General features: G+C 61.6%; 23 protein-coding genes and 2 pseudogenes. 12 read left to right on the top strand and 13 right to left on the bottom strand.

The window, feature by feature from the left end:
• Positions 1–108 precede the first annotated feature (108 nt).
• The 5 genes from AC1DVE_RS04700 to AC1DVE_RS04680 all read right to left on the bottom strand — a co-directional run bounded on the left by AC1DVE_RS04700 (position 109) and on the right by AC1DVE_RS04680 (position 7,313).
• On the bottom strand, positions 109–1,848 hold the full coding sequence (locus tag AC1DVE_RS04700) for an amidohydrolase (protein ID WP_223454016.1): 1,740 nt from the start codon (positions 1,846–1,848) through the stop codon (positions 109–111).
• Between the two features lie 18 nt (positions 1,849–1,866).
• Positions 1,867–3,663 carry an amidohydrolase gene (locus AC1DVE_RS04695; protein ID WP_223454097.1) on the bottom strand — a complete coding sequence of 599 codons (1,797 nt, stop codon included), beginning with the start codon at positions 3,661–3,663 and terminating at the stop codon, positions 1,867–1,869.
• A 200-nt stretch (positions 3,664–3,863) separates the two neighbouring features.
• Entirely contained in the window at positions 3,864–4,886 is a 1,023-nt protein-coding gene (locus AC1DVE_RS04690) for a helix-turn-helix transcriptional regulator (protein ID WP_223531950.1), read from the bottom strand.
• Between the two features lie 88 nt (positions 4,887–4,974).
• Positions 4,975–5,817 (bottom strand): nitrilase family protein, encoded by an 843-nt coding sequence (locus tag AC1DVE_RS04685; protein ID WP_477783792.1) that lies wholly within the window; start codon positions 5,815–5,817, stop codon positions 4,975–4,977.
• On the bottom strand, positions 5,814–7,313 hold the full coding sequence (locus AC1DVE_RS04680; RefSeq protein WP_223454012.1) for a purine-cytosine permease family protein: 1,500 nt from the start codon (positions 7,311–7,313) through the stop codon (positions 5,814–5,816). The genes AC1DVE_RS04685 and AC1DVE_RS04680 overlap by 4 nt, the downstream gene beginning before the upstream one ends.
• A gap of 199 nt (positions 7,314–7,512) precedes the next feature.
• Here AC1DVE_RS04680 and AC1DVE_RS04675 point away from each other — a divergent pair, with 199 nt between their 5' ends.
• A complete protein-coding gene (locus AC1DVE_RS04675) occupies positions 7,513–8,415 on the top strand; it encodes a LysR family transcriptional regulator (protein ID WP_223531871.1) in 903 nt (300 codons plus the stop codon).
• Positions 8,416–8,908: 493 nt separating this feature from the next.
• Here the strand turns inward: AC1DVE_RS04675 and AC1DVE_RS04670 are convergent, their stop codons facing one another.
• Together AC1DVE_RS04670 and AC1DVE_RS04665 are read right to left on the bottom strand one after the other, a co-directional pair.
• Positions 8,909–9,442 (bottom strand): cysteine hydrolase family protein, encoded by a 534-nt coding sequence (locus tag AC1DVE_RS04670; RefSeq protein ID WP_223454008.1) that lies wholly within the window; start codon positions 9,440–9,442, stop codon positions 8,909–8,911.
• Positions 9,443–9,511: 69 nt separating this feature from the next.
• Positions 9,512–9,790, bottom strand: a pseudogene (locus tag AC1DVE_RS04665) (gamma-glutamyltransferase); the annotation flags it as partial.
• 159 nt (positions 9,791–9,949) lie between these two features.
• Here AC1DVE_RS04665 and AC1DVE_RS04660 point away from each other — a divergent pair.
• Positions 9,950–10,465 (top strand): methylated-DNA--[protein]-cysteine S-methyltransferase, encoded by a 516-nt coding sequence (locus AC1DVE_RS04660; RefSeq protein ID WP_223454006.1) that lies wholly within the window; start codon positions 9,950–9,952, stop codon positions 10,463–10,465.
• A gap of 154 nt (positions 10,466–10,619) precedes the next feature.
• On the opposite strand, the gene AC1DVE_RS04655 is transcribed toward AC1DVE_RS04660, so the two are convergent.
• On the bottom strand, positions 10,620–11,210 hold the full coding sequence (locus tag AC1DVE_RS04655) for an NUDIX domain-containing protein (RefSeq protein WP_223454004.1): 591 nt from the start codon (positions 11,208–11,210) through the stop codon (positions 10,620–10,622).
• A gap of 166 nt (positions 11,211–11,376) precedes the next feature.
• On the opposite strand from AC1DVE_RS04655, the gene AC1DVE_RS04650 reads away from it, so the two are divergent.
• Positions 11,377–11,802 (top strand): GNAT family N-acetyltransferase, encoded by a 426-nt coding sequence (locus AC1DVE_RS04650; RefSeq protein WP_223531873.1) that lies wholly within the window; start codon positions 11,377–11,379, stop codon positions 11,800–11,802.
• A 41-nt stretch (positions 11,803–11,843) separates the two neighbouring features.
• On the opposite strand, the gene AC1DVE_RS04645 is transcribed toward AC1DVE_RS04650, so the two are convergent.
• A complete protein-coding gene (locus AC1DVE_RS04645) occupies positions 11,844–12,194 on the bottom strand; it encodes a hypothetical protein (protein WP_223454000.1) in 351 nt (116 codons plus the stop codon).
• Positions 12,195–12,342: 148 nt separating this feature from the next.
• On the opposite strand from AC1DVE_RS04645, the gene AC1DVE_RS04640 reads away from it, so the two are divergent.
• The 9 genes from AC1DVE_RS04640 (at position 12,343) to AC1DVE_RS04600 (ending at position 17,347) form a co-directional block, all read left to right on the top strand.
• Positions 12,343–12,591, top strand: a complete 249-nt coding sequence (locus AC1DVE_RS04640; protein WP_008015571.1) for a hypothetical protein — start codon at positions 12,343–12,345, stop codon at positions 12,589–12,591.
• A gap of 20 nt (positions 12,592–12,611) precedes the next feature.
• The gene (locus AC1DVE_RS04635; RefSeq protein WP_223453998.1) at positions 12,612–12,941 is read left to right on the top strand and encodes a DUF6388 family protein; all 330 of its coding nucleotides are present in this window, start codon (positions 12,612–12,614) and stop codon (positions 12,939–12,941) included.
• Between the two features lie 94 nt (positions 12,942–13,035).
• Positions 13,036–13,671, top strand: a complete 636-nt coding sequence (locus tag AC1DVE_RS04630) for a YoaK family protein (RefSeq protein ID WP_411741603.1) — start codon at positions 13,036–13,038, stop codon at positions 13,669–13,671.
• A gap of 203 nt (positions 13,672–13,874) precedes the next feature.
• Positions 13,875–14,267, top strand: coding sequence for a sulfurtransferase complex subunit TusD (tusD, locus tag AC1DVE_RS04625; RefSeq protein WP_223454093.1), 393 nt, complete (start codon positions 13,875–13,877; stop codon positions 14,265–14,267).
• A 1-nt stretch (position 14,268) separates the two neighbouring features.
• Positions 14,269–14,631, top strand: coding sequence for a sulfurtransferase complex subunit TusC (tusC, locus tag AC1DVE_RS04620; protein WP_477783791.1), 363 nt, complete (start codon positions 14,269–14,271; stop codon positions 14,629–14,631).
• Positions 14,631–14,924 carry a sulfurtransferase complex subunit TusB gene (gene tusB / locus AC1DVE_RS04615; RefSeq protein WP_223453995.1) on the top strand — a complete coding sequence of 98 codons (294 nt, stop codon included), beginning with the start codon at positions 14,631–14,633 and terminating at the stop codon, positions 14,922–14,924. The genes tusC and tusB overlap by 1 nt, the downstream gene beginning before the upstream one ends.
• A complete protein-coding gene (locus AC1DVE_RS04610) occupies positions 14,921–15,256 on the top strand; it encodes a TusE/DsrC/DsvC family sulfur relay protein (RefSeq protein WP_223447804.1) in 336 nt (111 codons plus the stop codon). The genes tusB and AC1DVE_RS04610 overlap by 4 nt, the downstream gene beginning before the upstream one ends.
• Positions 15,253–16,254 (top strand): glycosyl transferase family protein, encoded by a 1,002-nt coding sequence (locus tag AC1DVE_RS04605; protein ID WP_223453993.1) that lies wholly within the window; start codon positions 15,253–15,255, stop codon positions 16,252–16,254. Before AC1DVE_RS04610 ends, AC1DVE_RS04605 begins: the two co-directional genes overlap by 4 nt.
• Before the next feature lie 91 nt (positions 16,255–16,345).
• Positions 16,346–17,347: a glutathione S-transferase family protein gene (locus AC1DVE_RS04600; RefSeq protein ID WP_477783790.1), complete on the top strand. Its 1,002-nt coding sequence runs from the start codon at positions 16,346–16,348 to the stop codon at positions 17,345–17,347.
• Positions 17,348–17,475: 128 nt separating this feature from the next.
• On the opposite strand, the gene cysG is transcribed toward AC1DVE_RS04600, so the two are convergent.
• From cysG to AC1DVE_RS04580, 4 genes and pseudogenes are all read right to left on the bottom strand, one after another.
• Positions 17,476–18,870 (bottom strand): siroheme synthase CysG, encoded by a 1,395-nt coding sequence (cysG, locus tag AC1DVE_RS04595; protein ID WP_223453989.1) that lies wholly within the window; start codon positions 18,868–18,870, stop codon positions 17,476–17,478.
• Positions 18,871–20,151: a serine--tRNA ligase gene (gene serS, locus AC1DVE_RS04590; RefSeq protein ID WP_223453987.1), complete on the bottom strand. Its 1,281-nt coding sequence runs from the start codon at positions 20,149–20,151 to the stop codon at positions 18,871–18,873.
• 16 nt (positions 20,152–20,167) lie between these two features.
• Positions 20,168–20,542, bottom strand: coding sequence for a fluoride efflux transporter CrcB (crcB, locus tag AC1DVE_RS04585; RefSeq protein ID WP_008049383.1), 375 nt, complete (start codon positions 20,540–20,542; stop codon positions 20,168–20,170).
• A pseudogene (locus AC1DVE_RS04580) lies at positions 20,542–21,807 on the bottom strand (replication-associated recombination protein A); the annotation flags it as partial. The pseudogene AC1DVE_RS04580 and the gene crcB, both read right to left, overlap by 1 nt.
• Positions 21,808–21,887 lie beyond the last annotated feature (80 nt).

The raw sequence follows: 21,887 nt of genomic DNA, 5'->3' as shown, positions 1-21,887 counted from the left end.
ACAGTTCTCTTGTTGTTATGGCGTACGGGGAATTTCAGGCATGGCGATGCCAGGCCCCTCGCGCTACGAGGGGCTGGCTGGTTTTTGCGGGTGCTGGGTGTTCGCAGGTCAGGACGCGGGGGCGTAGACCTGCTTGCCGGCGAAGAAGGTGTTCAGGACTTTGGTTTCGAACAGGTCGTCATCGCTGACCTTGAACACATCGCGGTCGAGGATGATCAGGTCAGCCTGCTTGCCCGGTGCCAGCGAACCGATCTGCTGCTCCAGGCGCAGGGTTTTCGCCGCGTTGATGGTGTAGGCGTAGAACATGGTCTGGCGGTCGATGCTTTCCTTGGCATTGAGTACGCCCAACGGCCCCTTGCGTGTGCTGGCCTGGGCAATGGCGTTGAACGGGTTGGCGCTCGACACCGGCCAGTCGCTGCCACCTGCAATTGTCGCGCCGGCGTTATGCAGGGACCGCGCGGGATACTGGTAACCGTAGGCAAAGGCGCTGATGTAGGGTTTGACCAGTTCGACGGTGTAGGACTCGCCGGTGGCCCACAGCAGTTGCATCGAGGCGATCACGCCCAGTTGCTTGAAGCGCGGAAACTCCTTGGGGTTGACCAATTGCAGGTGCGCAATGCTGTGGGGCACGGGCGTCGGGCTGAGCTTGCGCGCATACGCCACGCCATTGAGCGCTTCACGCACCGCGCGGTCGCCGACGGCATGCATGTGCACGATCCAGCCGCGTTTTTCCGCCGCCACCACCAGTTCGCCAAAGTGCGCCGGGTCGGTCAGCAACTGACCATTTTTATGGCTGTTCTTGAACGGTACGATGACCGCTGCGGTTTGCCCGGGGAATTCAAGAATGCCGTCGACAAACACCTTGATGCCGGGGAACGTCAGGTTAGGCACGCCCTCGAACTGCTTCATCACCGTGGCGATCACTTCCAGGTCGGCAGGCTTGCTCTTCGGATTGGTGACCATCAACGCGGCGACGTGGGCACTGAGTTCGCCGTTCTGCGCCAGCTCCTTGTACAGCGGCAGCACGCCGACACTTTCCGCGGTGGCATGGAAATCGAACAGCGAATCTTCGCTGCCGCCGTTCGCCGCCGCGTCCATCCAAGCGGTGACGCCGAATTGATTGTTGATCTTCACCGCCTCGCGAGCGGCCTTGAGCATGGCCTCCGGGGTAGGCGCCGGAATACCGTTGCGCACCACGTCCCAGCGGGATTCGGCAAAGTAGCCGTTCGGCGTGAAGTCCGCTTCATGGCCGATGTAGCCGCGTTCTTTCTCCGGCAGGCTCTTGACCAGCGCCGCGTCGATGTTCAGGCGCTTGAGCATCGCGTTGTTGGCCCAACCGGTGTGCCCGTCGATGCCGCTGAAGACGATGGGCTGATCGGCCCAGCGCCCCTGGTTGAACACCTTGCCCAGCTCACGGCTTTTCTCCCAGTAGGCCGAACTGACCCCGGCCACGCTGATCACATCACCGGAGCGGGCACGTCCGGCCTTGTCCTCTTCGATCAACCATTGCTCCAGTTCCGGCAAGGGTTTGACCTCGTCCAGCAGGTTGGCCTTCATGCTGTCGAAAGCGCCCGAGACCGGGTGGCTGTGGGTGTCGATCATGCCCGGCATCAACACTTTGCCCGCCAGGTCGATGCGCTGGGTCTTGGCATCGGCCAGGGCATTGATTTCGGCATCGCTGCCCACTTTCAGAATCTTGCCGTCTTGCACCGCAACAGCCTGCACCAGTGCCTGGCCGGGTTCGGCGGTAAAGACCTTGCCGTTGAACAACACCAGGTCAGCGGCGGCCATGGCCTGCACCGACGACAGGGCCAGCGCGGCGGCCAACAGGTTTGGAATCAATCGCATCGGAACGCTCTCTAGTTTTTATGGGGCGGATCGGGAAGTAACCGCTTGGGAAACCACGTGTGGCGCAAGCCCGAGGAACGGCGCCTTGGCCCACACGACCTTGCCGCCGACCAGCGTCAGCAGCACGTCGTTGCGGCCCAGTTCCTCCTCGGGCACCTGCATGAAGTTCTTGTCCAGCACGATCAGGTCAGCGAATTTGCCGACTTCGACCGAACCCAGCACCGCGTCGAGCTTCAACTGTTCGGCGGAACTGAGGGTGATGCTGCGCAGCGCTTCGGCTCGCGACAGCGCCGGATCGGCATTGAGTCGCCCGGCATACTTCGGCCCGTAGCTGTGCGGATTGGTGGGGTCGCCGGAACGGGTGACACCGACTTTCAGCGCCAGGAATTCATCCAGCGGATCGACCGGCCAATCGCTGCCAAACGCCACTCGACCGCCGGCATGGGCGATGCTGCCCGAGGGTTCCATGCGCGCAAATCGCGCGGCGCCAAGGTGATCACTGGTGCCGTCGACCGTGGACGGTGCCTGCTGCGCCCACTGGAACGACATGGTGGCCGTGACGTCCAGTGCCTTGAAGCGCGAATAGTCGGCAGGGTCGACTGACTCGGCGTGCGCGATGGCCGGGCGGAAATCAGTACCGGGCAGCTCCTTGCGCACGTAGGCCACGCTGTCCAGTGCATCGCGCACCGCGCGCTCGCCGGTAGCGTGCAGGTGCGGGTCGAGACCGGCCTTGACCGCTTGCAGCAACAACGGATTGAGCACTTGCGGCGGGAAGTACAGTTCGCCCAGGTTCTTGCCCGGCGTCCACTTCGGCGCCTTGTCGGTGCCGCTGTTGTGCAGGTACGGGGTCAACATGGCGCCGGTGTCCGCCGGGGCATTGATGATGCCGTCCATGAACAGTTTGACGTGGCGCATGTTCACGCCCGGCGCGACGTTCACTTCGCCCTGGTCGTAGGTGCTGGCCAGGGCCTTGGCCTCGGCGATGGTTTTCACCGGGTCGGCGGCAGCGGCGGCCGGGTCCAGCTTGATCGCCAGCAAGGCCCGGGCGGTCAGCTCGCCGGACTTTTGCAGGCTGGTGAAGGCTTTGCCGTTTTCCGGGCCGGACAGCGCATCCATGAAACTGGTGATGCCTTGCTGGCGCATGGCGTCGAGGGCTGCACGAACCTGATTGAGTTTTTCCGCGTCGGTCGCAGGCGGGACCACGGCGGCCAACGATTCGGCGGCGCCGTCTTCACAGATGCCGTTCGGATTGCCGGCGCTGTCGCGTCGGTATTTGCCGTCCTCGGGATCGGCGGTGTTCTTGTTGATGCCGGCCAGTTCCAGGCCGCGAGAGTTGGTCAGCACGGTGTGGAAGTCGGTGGAGCGCACCTGGATCGGACGCTTGGTCTTGAGCGCGTCCAGGGTCGATTTGTCGGCGTCGCCGTCGAGCCCGGTCATGCCCATGCGGTCCCAGCTGCCCACTTCCAGCCACACGTCCGGGCCCTTGTCCTTGTCGGCATCGAGGCAGGCCTGGATGCTCGCCTGAAACTGCGCGCGGGTCATGGTCTGGTATTTCAGGTCGCACAAGGTCATGGCGCGACCGCCATCCCCCGGGTGCATGTGCGCATCGACGAAGCCCGGCATCAGCATGCGTCCGGCCAGGTCGATCCGTTGTGTCTGCTTGCCGATGTAAGCGTCGACCCCCGCATCGCTGCCGACATAGACGATCTTGCCGCCCGAAATGGCAATGGCCTGCTGCACGGAACTCTGGCCATCGACGGTGTAGACGTAGCCATTGCGCATGACCGTGTCGGCGGGTGTCGCCGCCAGCGCCATGCCGGAAAATGCCGTCGTCGCCGCAACGGCGACAAAAAGCCTGGAAAGTCTCAAATGCCTCACCCCTGTTCTTATTGTTTTGAAGCGGCCCGAAGCGACTGCGCCAGCCCCTGATAGACAGGGCCTACCCTATAGGGCGCAGCGCTCGAATGGACCTCTGCAAATGAGGAGGGGTGAGGCAAATAGTTGAAAAGACGCGATTAATCGCGGCGCGCAGACTCAATCAGCGAACCGGGCGAACGCAGGACCGAACCCAGTTCCACCTTGCTTTTCACGCCGAGCTGCAAATAGCAATTGCGCAGGTAAGTACGCACGGTCGCCGGGCTCAGGGACAGGAGTTTGGCGATTTCCTTGTAGGAATGGCCGGCGGCGAACAACATCGCCGCCGTGCGTTCCCGAGGCGCCAGGCCTTCGGCCCGTGATGGCGCTTCGAGGGACAAAATGACATGTTCGGCATTGGGGCTCAGGGTCAACGCGCAGCGGCCCAAACGAACCACGCAGGGCGCTTTTTGCAACTGTGAGACAACTTCGACCGGCAGCATTGAACCGTTCCAGCCGGGCAGTTCACGCTGAATCGCTGCGCACAATCGCGCACCGACATACAGCAGGCTACCGTCCATGCGCGCAACACCGAAGTCGCTCGCGCCATCATCGGTGTCGAAGCGAATCATGTCCTGCACCTGAAACCGCCATAGCTGGAACAGATGATCGCAGAACGCCGAAAACAGCTCGGCCTCGTGTTCATCGAAATGCTGTTCGTGCTCGCCGCGGTAGAGACAGACGAAGAACATCAAGCCACTCTCGGGCAACTCGAAGGTGATGCCCATCAAGTGGTAGAGATCGTAACGCCGGGCGAAATCGTTGACCGCTTCGCACGGGTCGTTGAACCCTTTATCACGCACCACCTCGCCGGGTTGACTCAGGGTGGTATGGGAGAACTGATCGTTTGCCGCGACCGGATGCCATTCGGCGGCAAAGGATTCAGGGAGATTGATGCTGCCGTGCATCCAGCTCTGCGGGACGACATTGGGGCCTGGCGTAGACATCTCGCCCCACCAGGCCGACGCAAACGGCACCAGTTGACCGAATGCCTGCAAACCGTCGGCGATGAAGCGCGACGCGCCACTTTCCCGCGCCAGCCGTCCAACGTGCAACACGCAGCGATTGAACGCCTTCAGCGTGGCCATGGACGTGTTGTCGCCGGCCTTGATCCCCTCCTCCATCATTGCGATCCCGTTCACTGCATGGTTTTTGTCGTCTGGACGATGCCATAGGCTCGGGAATGGGTCCAGCGCACTTTGACATCAGAAGTTACAAATCGCTGAGCAACCCGTACAACGATGGTCGGCGGTCCTTGTGCAGATCATTGCGCGCGCTGATGCGCTTGTTGCGCGCCTCGGTGAGATTCAGCGTCGCCAGCAACATCTGCTCGCCGCCCTGCTCCGCCGGCCCGGCCAACGGGTAACCATCGGCATCGACGATGACCGAACCCTGGACCCAGCCGACCCCGCGCTCATGGCCATAGCGATCACAGGCGGCGATGAACATGCGGTTGACCGAGGCATTGGCCTGCACCCGCAGCACTTCGGCCGGGCGCTCGGTCTGCGGCCGCGGGCCGTCGGGCCAGTTGACCGGTGCACACAGCAGATCGGCCCCGGCCAGCGCCGGAAGACGCACCCACTCGGGGAATTCCAGGTCGTAGCAGATCAGCATGCCGAGCCGCCCATGCACCGTTTCGACCACCGGCGGTGGCGCATCGCCGGCCGTGAAGATGTCCTTCTCGGCATCCCACAGATGCGCCTTGCGGTACACCGCGCGCAGGCCATTGGCGTCGATCATCGCCGCGCTGTTGGCCAGTTCATCACCGGGCAGGCGCTCACAGAATCCGCCGACGATCACCAGGTTCAGCTCACGGGCCAGGGCCTGCCAAAGCTGCAATATCGGGCCATCAGTGGTTTCCGCCAGCGACAGCGCCTCAAAGCGGTCGGCAAACAGATAGCCGCTCTGCACCAGTTCCGGCAACACCACGACCTGCGCGCCTTGAAAGGCTGCCTGGCGAATCGCGCGTTCGGTCAGTGTGCGGTTGTAGGCCAGGTCGCCGATTTTCGGTGCCAGTTGGCAACAGGCGACCACGGTATTTTTTACGCTGTTCAATGCCCTGCCTCCGCAGATGAATGGGTCATGGCGACAATGTCGCTCTCGCTCAGCGCATCGATCACCCGGCGTTCGGCGGCCAGATCAATCGAGCGGCTGAGCAGGTAGTAGGTCAACCCCGACACCACCAGGCCCACCAGCCAGGCGATGTCCACGCCTTCCAGCACTCGCGCCAGCGGGCCGACGAAGACCTCTTTGCCGGCGGCGGCATCGAAGATGTAGAAGAACGGCACCATGGCGGCGAAGCCGATCAGGTACGAGACGATGCCGCGAAATTGCCAGGCGCCGTAGATGCCGTTTGGCGTGAAGAAATGCGGGATCGCATATCGGCCCTTGCGCACGAAGAAGTAGTCCACCAGGTTGACCGCAGTCCACGGCACGAGGAAGTAGAGCAACAACACCAGGAAGGTGTTCAACAGCGCGATGCCGTCACCTTTGATCGACAGCACGCAGGTCAACAGAATGACGCTGATCACACTGATCGACAGCACACGGGCACGGGGTGTCGGGGTGATTTTCCTGATCGAGTCGACGCCGGTCAGCAGCGTCAGCATGGCGCTGTAGGTGTTGAGGGCGATGATCGGCAGGAAGCCCGCCACCGAGACGATCACCAGCAAGTTGCCCAACCCCGGCACCATCGAGGAGCCGACCTGGTTCAACGCCACCAGCGCATCCGCTGCTTTCAGCTCCTGGGCCAGCCAGGCACCGAGGCCGATCATCCAACTGCCGGACAACGAGGCGCCGATGAACACCGCCGCGATCAGTTTCGCCCGGCTGGTGTTTTTCGGCAGGTAACGGGAATAGTCAGACACGTAGGGTGCATAGGAAATGTTGTAGCTGGCACCGATGGCGAACAGCGTGGCGAAGGCCACCCAGTTGAAGCCCAGGTCGGTCGCCGGCGTGACGCCTTCCTGACCCGCACCGAAAATCAGGGCGATGGTCACCAGTGCGTACAACGGCAAGGTCGCCAGCAAGGCCCACTTGAAGGCCTTGTGCATCAGGTCGTGGCCGTAGATCGACAACAGCGCGCCGATCAGCACCACCGCCACGGCGACGATGGTCGGGTTAATGCCGAACACATGTTCAAGGCCGTTCATGATCAGCGAGATGTTCACCACGTTGAAACCGACGAACACAAACATCGTCGCCATCAACGCCAGGATCACCCCGCGATAGCCGAACTGGGCGCGGGACTGGATCATCTGCGGCAGGCCCATTTCCGGGCCCTGAGACCCGTGAAACGCCATGAAAATGGTGCCGAACATAATGCCCAGGGCACCGGCGAGCATGGTCCACAGCGCCGACAAGCCGAGGCTCGGGCCAACAAAACCGATGGAGATGGTGAAGAAGTGGAAGTTGCCCAGAAACCAGAAAGGCCCCTGACTGCTGAGTTTGGCGTGGCGTTCGTTTTCCGGGATGTAGTCGATGGAGTGACCTTCGATGGCCAACCCGCCGCTCGCCTCGGCGGCGTGCGCAGACACTGGGGAACCTGACATACGATTGTTCCTATGCTGTTGTTTGTTGTTTTTGTGGGTACAGCGCTCGCTACGACGTCCAGTTCAGGTAAAACTCCAGAAAAAGCTGACGATGACGCTGGCTTCACGGCAATGTAGGGCGTGAGTCCGGGCAATAAAATATCGCAGGCACACTGTTCACATAGATCAACATCTATGTAAGCGAGAATCGGGAGCCCCCATGCTGGGAACTGTAACGGAGCTGGATCTGCGCCTGATCCGGGTATTTCTGACCGTCGTCGAAGCGGGCGGCATCTCGGCGGCACAAACCGCCCTCAACACCACGCAACCCACGATCAGTGCGCAGTTGGCGACGCTGGAAGCCCGGGTCGGTTTCCGTCTGTGCGAACGCGGGCGCGGCGGGTTTTCGGTAACGCCCAAAGGCACTCAGTTCATCGACGCGGCCCGGCGCTTGCTGGCAGCGGCCGAAGGTTTTCGGGTCGAGGTGCAGCACATCAACCGCAAAGTCTCGGGCAGCATCAACATCGGCCTGCTGGGGCAAATCGACCCCGTGGCGAACAAGAAAATCGGCCAGGCCATTGCCCGATTGCGGGCGCGGCACGAGGGGCTGTACTTCCACTTCACCGAACTGTCGTCGTCGCTGCTGGAAGAAAAAATCATCAACGGCCATATCGACCTGGCCATCGGTTACTTCTGGCATCGCTTGCCCAGCATCGATTATTTCCCGCTGTTCCCGGAAACCCAGATCGCTTATTGCGCACCCTCGCATCCGTTGTTCGGGCAAGTCGGCGCACTGACTCGCGAAGATGTCAGCGGGTTCGACTGGGTCTGGCCGAGCCATCCGCTGCCGGAAATGCCGGCCCCCACGTCCATCGAGCGCCTGACCGTACTCACCGACAGCATGGACGGCGCAGCCCTGCTGATCCTGTCCGGCCAGCACCTGGGGTTTCTGCCGCAGCACTACGCGACCCGCCATGAACAGCTGGGGCAGTTACACCCGCTGAACCCGGACCTGTTGCGCTATGAAGTCAGTTTTCATGCGGCGGTGCGGCATTCGGCGCGGCAGCGGGACCTGGTGAGTGCGTTCCTCAATGAGCTGATCGAGATTTTCGGAGCGCCGTAGGTCCTGTGGGAGCGGTGGGTCAGTCAACGCCGATGCTGGCTGTAATGACGCCATCGCGAGCAAGCTCGCTCCCACAGGGTTAGTGGGTGTACGCGAAATCTGCGAGCGACCGAAATTACTGTGGGAGCGAGCTTGCTCGCGATAGCGGTGGGTCAGCCAGCATCAATGTTGAATGTGCTGGCCTCATCACGGGCAAGCCCGCTCCCACAGGGTTGGTGGGTGTACGCAAAATCTGCCAGCGACCGAAATTATTGTGGGAGCGAGCTTGCTCGCGATAGCGGTGGGTCAGCCGACATCAATGCTGGCTGTAATGACGCCATCGCGAGCAAGCTCGCTCCCACAGGGGTTAGTGGGTGTACGCAACATCTGCCAGCGACCGGGATTACTGTGGGAGCGAGCTTGCTCGCGATAGCGGAGGGTCAGCCAACATCAATGTTGAATGTGCTGGCCTCATCGCGGGCAAGCCCGCTCCCACAGGGGGAATGTGGTGGTATCAGAAGTGGATGTCCTTGGCCGGTATCACATCGATCCGCGCCACGGAACCGGTCAGGCGCTTCAGGTCCTTGTTGTGCTCGGCAATGATGTCTTCGGCGGTCAGGTTGCCGTTGTCGACGGTGGAATGCGCGTCGCCCGCCAGCACCACGTCGTAGCCCAGTTTCAGGGCCTGGCGCACGGTGGCGTTGACGCAGTAATCAGTCTGCAGGCCGCAGATGACCAAGCGCTCGAAGTCCTCTTTCGGCAACAGTTTTTGCAGGTGGGTCTGATAGAACGAATCCGGCGTGGTCTTGCGCACGCGGTGGTCCTTGGGCGAAGTTTCCAGCCCTTCGGCCAGTTGCCAGCCGGCAGCGCCATGCGCCAGCGGACTGTCCGCTTCTTCGTGCTGGATCAGCACCACAGGAACTTCGGCCTTGCGGGCCCGGGCCGAGAGATCGTTGATCGTATCGATAACCCGTCCGATCTCGAAACACTCGTACTCACCGGAGCACAATGCCTGCTGAACGTCGATGATTAACAGTGCAGTGGTCATGACTTCCTTCCTTGATATGCCGAGGGATCAGGGGACGAACATAAGCCCGTCCCCCTCCAGACACAACCTTCAATAACCCAGCGACAACCCGGTGTTACGCCGTGGGTCGTTCGCCCCGTAGAAACGGTTCTTGCCGACCGGCTTGCCACCCAGGGACGGCGCCCCGACCAGGATCGCCGCCAGGTGGTTGGCATCCTGTAGACCGGCGAACTTGTGGCCCCAGCTCTCGAGGATTTTCACCGTGTCCGGGCTGGTGGTGAAGGCTTCCAGGTTGGTTTCCTCCAGCAGCCACTGCTGGTGGAAACGCGGTGCATCCACCGTTTCCTGGATGTTCATGCCGTAGTCGATTTGGCAAAAGGTTCGTACTTCATGAGTCAGTCTCTTCTTGTTATTTCGTAGGAAAACGCTTCAAAAGCCGTAGCCAAGTATGGTCGGGATTACGGTTTGCGCCTCCCCGTCGAGACAGTATCCTTAACGCCTGTTCAGCAATTTCCCGCGAGCCCTGGCATGACCTATACCTGCACCTCCGTGGCTTCACCTGTCGGCCAGTTGAAGCTGGTCGCGAACGGTTCACGACTGGCGGCCATCCTCTGGGAAAACGACAAACCCGGCCGGGTGCGCCTGGGGCCGATGAGCGAAGCGCCGGACAACCCGATCCTGGTACGCACGGCTGCGCAGTTGCACGAATACTTTTCCGGCACCCGCGATCGCTTCGAACTGGAACTGGATTTTGCCGGCACGGAATTTCAGAAGAAGGTCTGGGCGGCGCTGCTGACCATCCCGTTCGGCGAGACCCGCAGCTACAGCCAGATAGCCGAACAGATCGGCAACCCGGCGGCGGTCAGGGCGGTGGGTGCGGCGAATGGCAAGAACCCGATTTCGATTGTCGCGCCCTGTCATCGGGTGATTGGCGCGTCGGGGAAGTTGACCGGGTTTGCCGGCGGGCTTGAGGCGAAGGAGTTGTTGCTGACGCTGGAGGGCTGCGAGTGGTCGGGCGCCAGTCGCATGGATGACTTGTTTTAGGGACGCACTGCACTTGTGGCGAGGGAGCTTGCTCCCGTTCCAGTGCGAAGCACTGGCCAATCATCTTCAAACATTCAAGATACCGGGGCTGCTGCGCAGCCCAACGTCGGATCGCCGCCCGGAGCAAGCTCGCTCGCCACAGGAAGCGCATACGTTAGCCGGCGAAGAGGTTTTTCATCGCCGCATACTGCAACAACATGATGGTCTTGGCATCGCAGATTTCGCCGCGGTAAAACGCTTCGAGCGCGTCGTCGAACGCCCACTCCAGCACTTCCAGTTCTTCGGTTTCCGACTCCAGCCCGCCACCGTCACTGACTTTCGACTTTGCGTCGTATTCGGCAACGAAGAAGTGCAGTTTTTCCGTCACCGAACCGGGACTCATGTACGCCTCGAACACCTTCTGCACATGGTGCACGCGATACCCCGTCTCTTCCTCCGCTTCATCGCGGATGCGGTCTTCAGGCGCCGCGCCTTCCAGCAGCCCCGCCGCCACTTCGATCAACAGCCCATCGTGGCCGTTGACGAACACCGGCAGGCGAAATTGCCGGGTCAGTACCACGGTCCTCTTTTCGCGGTTGTACAACAGAATCGCCGCGCCGTTGCCACGGTCGTAGACCTCCCGCGTCTGGCGTTGCCACTCGCCGTTGTTGCGGCGGTAATCGAAGGTGATTTTCTTGAGCAGGTACCAGTCGTGGGACAACACCTGAGACTCAAGGATGTTGACCCGCTCGGCTGTGTTCGACATGACAACGCGTCCTGTTATTTGTCTGAGGGTCCACATGTTAAGTGAAAACGGACAGCGTTTGCCCCCTCAAGCAAGCTGCGCGTTGGCGACGGTTCAACTTTTCCGGGGATGGAACAATCGCTGCAACCGGGATAGGCTGCGGCTTCAATGCCATATGGATATAGCCATGAACCTGCGTATCGAACTATCACCAAACCCCACGGAAGAACAACGCCAGGCCATCCTAAAACCGCTGCGCGCCTACAACGGCTCGAAGGCCGAAGGTAACGTGCCTGAGCACATCGCCTTGCTGGTGCGCGACGACAACGACGAGATCCTCGGCGGCCTGCATGGCCGATTGTTTTACCAGTGGCTGTACGTCGACTTGCTGGTGGTGCCGGAACAGGCACGGGGACAGGGCCTGGGTTCGAAACTGATGCAGATGGCCGAAGACCTGGCGCGGGAACGGAATTGCGTCGGGCTGTGGCTCGACACCTTTGAATTCCAGGCGCCGGAGTTCTACAAGAAATGCGGCTACAGCGAGATCGGGCACATTGCCGATTACCCGCCGGGCCACAAGCACTTCTTCTTCCAGAAGCGCCTGAACTACTGATCAGTACAAAAACCCACAAGGGACTTGCGTTAGCCTTCAGGTCACAGGCAAGTCGCCAACGCCGCCAGCCGGCGCTTGGCCACGAAATCATCCTTCTGTGCGTAGTAGCTCAACACCGTGCCCGAGGCATCGGTGGTCACGTCGACGAAGGACTCCGCCGAACGGGTGTAAACGGTCGTGCCACCCTTCTCCCCTGGCTGCAAATACGCCGCCGCATCGACGCCGAAGACGCCCTCGTCCTGCCAGGAAAACTGCACGCACTGGGCGACGTCTTTTGCCGGTTTTTCCGAGTTCAGGGTCTTGTACGGAGCCTTGGTGCGGGCATCGTTCATCGCCGAGCCGGCGCAACCCGCCAGCAACGTCACGGCCAGCGCCACCATCAGAATTCGCATTGCATTCACTCATCAGGAAAAAGCGGACTTTATCACCCCGGCAGCCCGTATCGTTCTGCTTTTACTGCATTTATACCGCGACAGCGCGCAACGATTCGCGCACCCTGTTGCGCCAATAACGTTGCATCGCCCCCTGACTGGAAACCTGATGACACCTAATGCCGAGTTCTACAAACCGAGCACTGAATATGCCGACAAGCTGATCAGCCAGATCGGTCAGACGCCTTCCTGGATTGCCAAGCGAATCGGCGTCACCGACAAGCGGATTCGCTACATCCTCGACGGTGAAAGAACCGTCAAAGGCGAAACCACGCCGATCCAGATGACCTACACCGAACAGTTTGCCCTCGAATGCCTGGCGGCAGCGGCCAAGGCCAGCAAGAAGCAATCCTCGTAATCCGTTCTCAAGGAGCGACCATGGCGGCAACCGAACTGCAACATGAGCAAGCACTCAAGAGGTTTCTTGATGCGCGCCCCGAGTTGCGCGAAGAACTCGACCACCTCAACCCGCTGTTGGCTCAGGCCAAGGGTGAAACGGCGGCTCAGTATCGCGAGGAACGGCTGCACGAAGCGTTTGAAGCTGAAGCAGAACGCCAGAAGTTGTTCGCTTGGGAACTGACGTTGCAGTTAACCACCGCCACACCCCAGGATTACCAAGCGCAGCGCCTGGAAGTGCACCGGGAAGTGGCGGAAATGGCCGGCATGGACTGGCTGGAATATTGCGAGTTGAATGGGATAAAACCCTAAGCACTGTTCAGGGATACCTTCGCCGATGCTGCCCAACACCGCCAGGACCCACGCCAGCCCCGGGCACTTGCACACGCAGAAATAGCGCGGGCGCATAGGCCTGAGCCTGGTGGCCATGCTCTCGGTACTCGCCGGCATGACCGACGCCATCGGCTTCATGGCCAGCGGCGACTTCGTCTCGTTCATGAGCGGCAATACCACCCGGATGGCGGTCGCCATCAGTACTGGCAACCTTGGGTTGACCCTGCGCCTGGTGATCCTCGTCGCCACTTTCATCGTCGGCAACGCGCTGGGCATTATCGTCAGCCGGCTAGGCAGACGCCGGGCCCTGCCCTTGTTGTTGTGCATCACCACCCTGCTGTGCGCCGCCGCGGCCTGGCCTTATGATGCGCAACTGCCAGCCCTGCTGGCGGCGATCATTGCAATGGGCATGCTCAATGCCGCGGTGGAAGAAGTGAACGGCCTGCCGGTCGGCCTGACTTACATCACCGGTGCCCTGTCGCGTTTCGGCCGCGGACTGGGACGCTGGATGCTCGGCGAGCGCCGTAACGGCTGGCGTGTGCAACTGATCCCCTGGACCGGCATGTTCGCCGGCGCGGTACTCGGTGCCGTGCTGGAACATCACCTGGGGCTCAAGGCGTTGTTTGCCAGTGGCCTGCTGGCTGCCGGGCTCGGGGTGTTGTCGTTGAGGATCCCGCGGCGTTGGCAGTTGGGGTATATGCCGCGCTGAGACTTACATCGCCTGTTCGGCCGCCTTCGCGAGCAAGTCGGATCGCCGCACCGCCGCTCCCACATTGATCGTGTGAACACTGGAGATCAAATGTGGGAGCGGGCTTGCTCGCGAAGGGGGCGACACGGTCTACGAGTAAACGCTCTTCGCCGCCCCGCCGATAAAGCATTATCATGGCCGCAGTTTCGCTGATCGAGTCCGTCATGAAGTTCGCCATCGCCGTGTTTTCCGCCGCCCATGCGCCCTCCTCGCGCCGCGCCCTGCTGTTCGCCCAAGCGGCGCTGGCCGGCGGGCACGAGATTGTCCGGTTGTTTTTCTACCAGGATGGCGTCTACAACGCATCCGGCAGCGTGGTCACGCCCCAGGATGAACTGGACTTGCCCAAGCAATGGCGGGCATTCGTCAGCGACCATCAACTCGATGGCGTGGTGTGCATCGCCGCCGCCCTGCGTCGTGGCGTGTTGAACGAGGAAGAAGCCAAGCGCTATCAGCGCGAGGCGGTAGCCGTCGGTGCGCCGTGGGAATTGTCCGGCCTCGGCCAATTGCATGACGCCGCGCAGGATGCCGACCGTCTGATCTGTTTCGGAGGCGCATGACATGGCCAAATCCTTGTTGATCATCAGCCGCCAGTCGCCATGGTCCGGCCCAGGCGCGCGTGAAGCGCTGGATATCGTGCTGGCCGGCGGCGCCTTCGACCTGCCGATTGGCCTGTTGTTTCTCGATGACGGCGTGTTCCAGCTGGCCGCCAGTCAGAATGCCAAGGCCCTGCAACAGAAAGACCTGAGCGCCAACCTGCAGGCCCTGCCGATGTTCGGTGTCGAGGAACTGTTTGCCTGCAGCGACAGTATCGCCCAACGTGGCCTGGACCCCAGCGGCCTGTCGCTGGAAGAAGCCCAGGTGTTGACCGCCCACGAAATCACCGCCCTCATTGACCGTTACGACCAGGTGATCACCCTCTGATGTCGACTTTGCATGTGTTGTCTCATTCCCCGTTCGGCGACGAACGCCTGACCAGTTGCCTGCGCGTGATCGGCGCCAACGACGGGTTGCTGTTGTCCGGTGATGCGGCCTATGCGTTGCAGCCAGGCACCGCACCGTTCACGACACTCAGCGCACGTGGCCTGAAGCTGTTCGTCCTGGCTGAAGATGCCCAGGCCCGCGCGCTTGCGGTTCCAGACTGGGCCCGGGCCATCGATTACCCGGCCTTCGTCGAGCTGTCGATTCACTACGACAAGGTCAACAGTTGGCTATGAATGCATTGACGGTCGGCGCCCGCGCCATCGAGCTGGACAAGGATGGTTTCCTGGTCGAACTGAGTGACTGGTCCGCCGATGTGGCCAGTGCCCTGGCGGCTACCGAAGACATCGAGTTGACGCCCGAACACTGGGAAGTCCTCGAACTGCTGCGCAGTTTCTACGCCGAATTCCAGCTGTCACCGGCCACCCGCCCGTTGATCAAATACACCGCCCTGAAACTCGGCCCGGAAAAAGGCAACAGCCTGCACCTGAACCGACTGTTCAAAGGCACTCCCGCCAAACTCGCCGCGAAACTGGCGGGCCTGCCCAAACCGACGAATTGCTTATGACTGATTATCCAGCACTGACCCTCGAAACCCCCGCCGAGCATCCGTTCGCCCAGTTCGTGCGGATCCTTGGCAAAGGCAAGCGCGGCGCCCGCGATTTGACCCGGGTCGAAGCCCGCGAAGCCATGGGCATGGTGTTCGATGAAAAGGTCGAGGAAACCCAACTCGGCGCATTCCTGATGTTGTTGCGGCACAAGGAAGAAAGCGCGGAAGAGATGGCGGGCTTCACCGAAGCCTTGCGTGAACGTCTGAATCCTCCGGCTCTGGCGGTGGATCTGGATTGGCCGACCTATGCAGGCAAGAAACGCCATCTACCGTGGTATCTGCTGGCAGCCAAGTGCCTGGCGCAAAACGGCGTGCGGATTTTCATGCACGGCGGCGGCGCCCACACGGCCGGTCGGCTGTACAGCGAGCAACTGCTGGGCGAACTGAACATCCCGCTGTGCCGCAACTGGCAACAGGTGGGTTCGGCACTGGATAACGGCGGCCTGGCCTTCATGCCATTGATGGACTGGGCGCCACAGCTGCAACGCATGATCGACCTGCGCAACACCCTGGGCCTGCGTTCGCCCATCCACTCGCTGGCGCGGATTCTCAATCCGCTGGGCGCCCGTTGCGGTCTGCAGAGCATTTTCCACCCGGGTTATCAGGCGGTGCATCGCGATGCCAGCGGCCTGCTGGGTGACACCGCCATCGTGATCAAGGGCGATGGCGGCGAGATCGAGATCAACCCGGACGCCGACAGTCACCTGTACGGCACCACCGGCGGTGTTAGTTGGGATGAGGAATGGCCGCAGTTGTCGGCGCAGCGTCACGTCAAACCTGCCTCGCTTGAACCTGAACATTTGAAAGCGGTATGGCGTGGCGATGTCGTCGACAGCTACCCGCAAATGGCCCTGATCTCGACCATGGCCCTGGCACTGCGTGGCCTCGGACAGAGCCGCGAACAGGCCCTCGAAACCGCTGAAAAATACTGGGCTGCGCGGGACAAATCGATTTAATCGATCATTCACGCCCGATCTTTGCGCTTTTTGTTCGAACTCATCGGAATAGACTCGACTCCATCGATTATGGGTTTCAGGAGTCTTGAACATGGGTTTGTTAGTTGATGGCCGCTGGCAGGACAAGTGGTACGAAAGCAGCAAGGACGGCGCGTTCCAGCGTGAACAGGCGCAGCGTCGCAACTGGTTGACCGCTGACGGCAAGCCGGGACCGACCGGCGTCGGCGGTTTTGCGGCCGAGCCCGGGCGCTATCACCTGTATGTGTCCCTGGCCTGTCCGTGGGCTCATCGCACGCTGATCCTGCGCAAACTCAAAGGCCTCGAAAAGCTGATCGACGTCTCGGTGGTCAGTTGGTTGATGCTGGAAAATGGCTGGACCTTCGACCAGAGCCTCGGTTCGACCGGCGACAGGCTCGATCACTTCGACTTCATGCACCAGCGCTACACCGCCGACACCGCCGACTACACCGGCCGCGTCACCGTACCGGTGCTTTGGGACAAACAACAGAATCGCATCGTCAACAATGAATCATCGGAAATCATCCGCATGTTCAATGGCGCCTTCGACGATCTGACCGGTAACGACCTGGACTTCTACCCGGCGCCGCTGCGCGGAGAGATCGATGCGCTGAACGAGCGGATTTATCCGGCAGTGAACAATGGCGTGTACCGCGCCGGGTTTGCCACCTCTCAACAGGCTTATGAAGAAGCGTTCGATGATGTGTTTGCCGAACTGGACCGGCTGGAACTGCTGCTGGGCGCCAACCGCTATCTGGCTGGCGAGTACCTGACCGAAGCGGACATCCGCCTGTTCACCACGCTGATTCGCTTCGATGCGGTGTACTACGGGCACTTCAAGTGCAACCTGCGGCGGATCGCCGATTATCCGAACCTGTCGAACTGGCGGCGGGAAATCTATCAGTGGCCGGGGATCGCCGAGACGGTGGACTTCACCCACATCAAGAACCACTACTACGCCAGCCACCGCACCATCAACCCGACGGGTGTGGTGCCCAAAGGTCCGGCGCAGGACTTTACCGCGGCCCATGATCGGGAGCGGTTGAGTGGGAAAGGGGTTTGGCGCACGGCCTGAGCTTGATCTGAATTTTGCGGTGAATTTGAGGGCCTCTTCGCGAGCAAGCCCGCTCCCACAGGGGATTTGTGTCGTTCACTAATCCAATGTGGGAGCGGGCTTGCTCGCGAATGGGGTCGACTCGGCCTCTAGACCTGCCCCTGAGCCCCTTCGAACCACGCCAGTTTCTCGCGCAGTTGCACCACTTCGCCGACGATCACCAATGTCGGCGCATGCACTTCATGCTCCGCCACCAGTCGTGGCAGGTCCGCCAGGGTGCCGGTAAACACCCGCTGGTTGACCGTAGTGCCCTGCTGGATCAGTGCCGCCGGGGTATCGGCGGCGCGTCCATGCTTGATCAGCTGTTCGCAGATGACCGGCAAGCCCACCAGCCCCATGTAGAACACCAGGGTTTGCGCCGGGGCCACCAGATCGGCCCATGGCAAATCGCTGGAGCCGTCCTTGAGGTGGCCGGTGATGAAACGCACCGACTGCGCATAATCGCGGTGGGTCAGCGGAATCCCGGCATAGGCCGCGCAACCGCTGGCCGCCGTGATCCCCGGCACGACCTGGAACGGGATGCCATGGGCTGCCAGTTCTTCGATCTCCTCACCACCACGACCGAAGATGAACGGATCGCCGCCCTTCAATCGCACCACGCGCTTGCCCTGCTTGGCCAGGTCCACCAATTGCTGGTTGATCTGGTCCTGCGGCACCGCGTGATCGGCACGGCGCTTGCCGACGTAAACCCGCTCGGCATCGCGACGGCACAGTTCGAGAATCGCTGGCGCCACCAAGCGGTCGTACAACACCACGTCGGCTTGCTGCATCAGACGCAACGCCTTGAACGTCAGCAGGTCGGGGTCACCTGGCCCTGCGCCCACCAGATAGACCTCACCGGTCGCCACTGGCGCTTCGCCATCGATTTTCGCCTGGAGCAGACGCTCGGCTTCACCGCCCTGCCCGGCCAGTTGCCGGTCGGCAATCGGTCCCTGGAAAACATCTTCCCAGAACGCCCGACGCTGCTGCACATCCGGAAACAGACCTTTGACCTGATGACGGAATCGCGCCGCCAAACCGGCCAGGTGACCGTAGGTGGAAGGAATCCAGGTTTCGATCTTGGCGCGGATCAAACGTGCCAGCACCGGCGCATCGCCGCCGCTGGACACTGCGATAATCAGTGGGGAACGATCAACGATGGCCGGGAAGATCACGCTGCACAGGGCTGGCGCGTCCACCACGTTGACCGGCACGCAACGCCGATGGGCATCGGCGGAAACTTGTGCGTTCAGCGCTTCGTCGTCGGTGGCGGCAATGATCAGCCCGCAACCGTCCAGATCCGCCTCGGCGTAGCCACGTAGCAGGCACTCGCCACCGCTGCCGGCAACCAGTTCGCGCAGTTGCGCTTCGATTTCAGGTGCAACCACCCGCAGCAGCGCACCGGCATCGGCCAGCAGGCGAGATTTGCGCAAGGCAATCTCCCCCCCGCCGACGACCAACACACGACTGCCGCGAAGGTTATGGAACAGCGGCAGATAGTTCATTTAGCCGATGACCTCAAGGCCACCCATGTACGGCTTGAGCACCTCAGGCACACGGATCGAACCGTCGGCCTGCTGATAGTTCTCGAGCACCGCCACCAGGGTACGACCGACTGCAAGACCGGAGCCGTTCAGGGTGTGTACCAGTTCCGGCTTGCCGGTTTCCGGGTTGCGGAAACGCGCTTGCATACGGCGGGCCTGGAAGTCGCCACAGTTGGAGCACGACGAAATTTCGCGGTACTTGTCCTGGCTCGGGATCCACACTTCCAGGTCGTAGGTCTTGACCGCGCTGAAGCCCATGTCGCCGGTGCACAGCGCCAGGGTGCGGTAAGGCAGTTCCAGCAGTTGCAGGACTTTCTCGGCGTTGGCGGTCAGGCCTTCCAGCGCTTCCATCGACTGCGACGGCTCGACGATCTGCACCATTTCAACCTTGTCGAACTGGTGCTGGCGGATCATGCCGCGGGTATCGCGGCCCGATGCGCCGGCTTCACTGCGGAAGCACGGTGTGTGGGCGACGAACTTGATCGGCAGCAGTTTCGAGTCGACGATTTCACCGGCGACGATGTTGGTCAGCGACACTTCGGCGGTCGGGATCAGGTACAGATCAGCCTCGCCTTCGCGCGCGATCTTGAACAGGTCTTCTTCGAACTTCGGCAACTGACCGGTGCCTTGCAGCGCCGGGGCCTGGACCAGATAAGGCGTGTAAGCCTCTTCATAGCCATGCTCGGTGACATGCAGGTTGATCATGAACTGCGCCAGGGCGCGGTGCAGACGGGCGATCGGGCCGCGCAGCAGGGCGAAACGGGCGCCGGACAGCTTGGCGGCGGTTTCAAAATCCAGCCAGCCGAACTTCTCGCCCAGGGCCACGTGGTCCTGAACCGGGAAATCGAAGGCAGTCGGGGTGCCCCAACGGCGCACTTCGACGTTGCCGTCTTCGTCTTCGCCGACCGGTACCGATTCGTGCGGCAGGTTGGGGATACCCAGCAGGATCGAGTCGAGTTCGCTCTGGATCGCGTCCAGTTCGACTTTACCGGTGCTCAATTCGCCCGCCATGCGCTCGACGTCCGCCATCAGCGGCGCGATGTCTTCGCCGCGCTGCTTGGCCTGACCGATGGATTTGGAGCGCGCGTTACGTTCAGCCTGCAGTGCTTCGGTGCGGGTCTGGACGGTCTTGCGCTGTTCTTCCAGCGCTTCGATGCGCGCAACATCCAGGGTATAGCCACGGGATGCCAGGCGGTCCGCTACGTCCTGAAGGTTGCTACGTAACAGTTTGGAATCGAGCATGTCGGTTTCTCGTTTATCAAAGTTTGGTCAAGGACAGGCCGGCCCAGGTGGCAAGCAGCCCGCCGAATACGCTGAGCGCCGCATAGCCCAGGGCCAGCGGCACTTGCCCGCTTTCCAGCAGGCGCACCGTATCCAGTGAAAAGGATGAAAAAGTCGTCAGCCCCCCGAGGAAGCCAACCATCAACCCGGCACGCACCTCGATGGGCACCTCCGGGCGTATCAAAAACAGACCGTATAGAACGCCGATCAGCAAACAGCCCACGATATTAACGGCCAGCGTCGCGGTATAGAAGTGCCGCGGCCAATTCGCGTTGATCCAGTTGCCGGTGGCGAAGCGCAACAGAGTGCCGGCCATCCCGCCGACGGAAACCGCAACGATCAAGGGAAGCACTATTTTCTCCGCTGCCTTGGGCTTAAACGGTCGAGTTTTGCCAGGTGATTGAGTTTTTCGCCGATCTTCAACTCCAGGCCACGGGGCACGGGCTGATAGAACGGGATCGGGTCGAGTTCTTCCGGGAAATAGTCTTCGCCAGCGGCATAGGCGTCCGGCTCATCGTGGGCATAACGGTATTCATCGCCGTAGCCCAGCTGCTTCATAAGCTTGGTCGGCGCGTTGCGCAGGTGCAGCGGCACTTCCAGCGAGCCGTGCTCGGCGGCGGCGCGCAATGCAGTCTTGAAGCCCATGTACACCGCGTTGCTTTTCGGCGCGCAGGCCAGATAGGTGATGGCCTGGGCCACCGCCAGCTCGCCTTCGGGGCTGCCGAGGCGCTCCTGCACTTCCCAGGCCGCCAGGCACAGGCTCAGGGCACGGGGGTCGGCATTGCCGATGTCTTCGCTGGCCATGCGCACCACGCGCCGGGCCAGGTACAGCGGATCACAACCGCCGTCGATCATCCGTGCGAACCAATACAAGGCGCCATCGGGGTTGGAGCCGCGCACCGATTTATGCAGCGCGGAAATCTGGTCGTAGAACGCTTCGCCGCCCTTGTCGAACCGCCGACGGGTGTCACCAAGCAGGCTTTGCAGGAGCTCGGTGCCGATCTCGCTGTTGTCCTCCGCCAGGTCCGAGGCGTTTTCCAGCAGGTTGAGCAGGCGCCGACCATCGCCATCGGCGGCCGACAGCAGCATCTGGAAGCCCTCGTCGCTGAGGGTCAGGTTGCGCTTGCCCAGGCCACGCTCTTCGGTCAGCGCGCGGTGCACCAGTTTGCGCAGGGCCGCTTCGTCGAGGCTTTTGAGCACATAAACCCGCGCCCGGGAGAGCAAGGCGTTATTGAGTTCGAACGAGGGGTTTTCCGTGGTCGCGCCGATGAAAATCAGCGTGCCGTCTTCGACATAGGGCAGGAACGCATCCTGTTGGGACTTGTTGAAGCGATGCACTTCGTCGACGAACAGGATGGTGCGGCGGCCGTACTGCGCGGCCTGCTGCTTGGCGATTTCCACCGCCTGACGGATCTCCTTGACCCCGGCCAGCACCGCCGAGACCGTTTCGAAGTGCGCATCCGAGACTTCCGCGAGCAATCGCGCCAGGGTGGTTTTGCCCACGCCCGGCGGCCCCCAGAAAATCATCGAATGCAGGGCACCCTGCTCCAGGGCTTCGCGCAAGGGCTTGCCGCGAGCGAGCACGTGCTCCTGACCGACGTACTCGTCCAGATTGGCCGCAGGCTTGCTCGCGAAGAGGCCGTGTCAGTCGACATTTTGATTGAATGACACACCGCCTTCGCGAGCAAGCCCGCTCC

The organism is Pseudomonas sp. P4_B4, assembly GCF_056402255.1.
The sequence above is the reverse complement of the archived record's forward strand: the minus strand, read 5'-3'. Positions and strand labels throughout refer to the sequence as shown.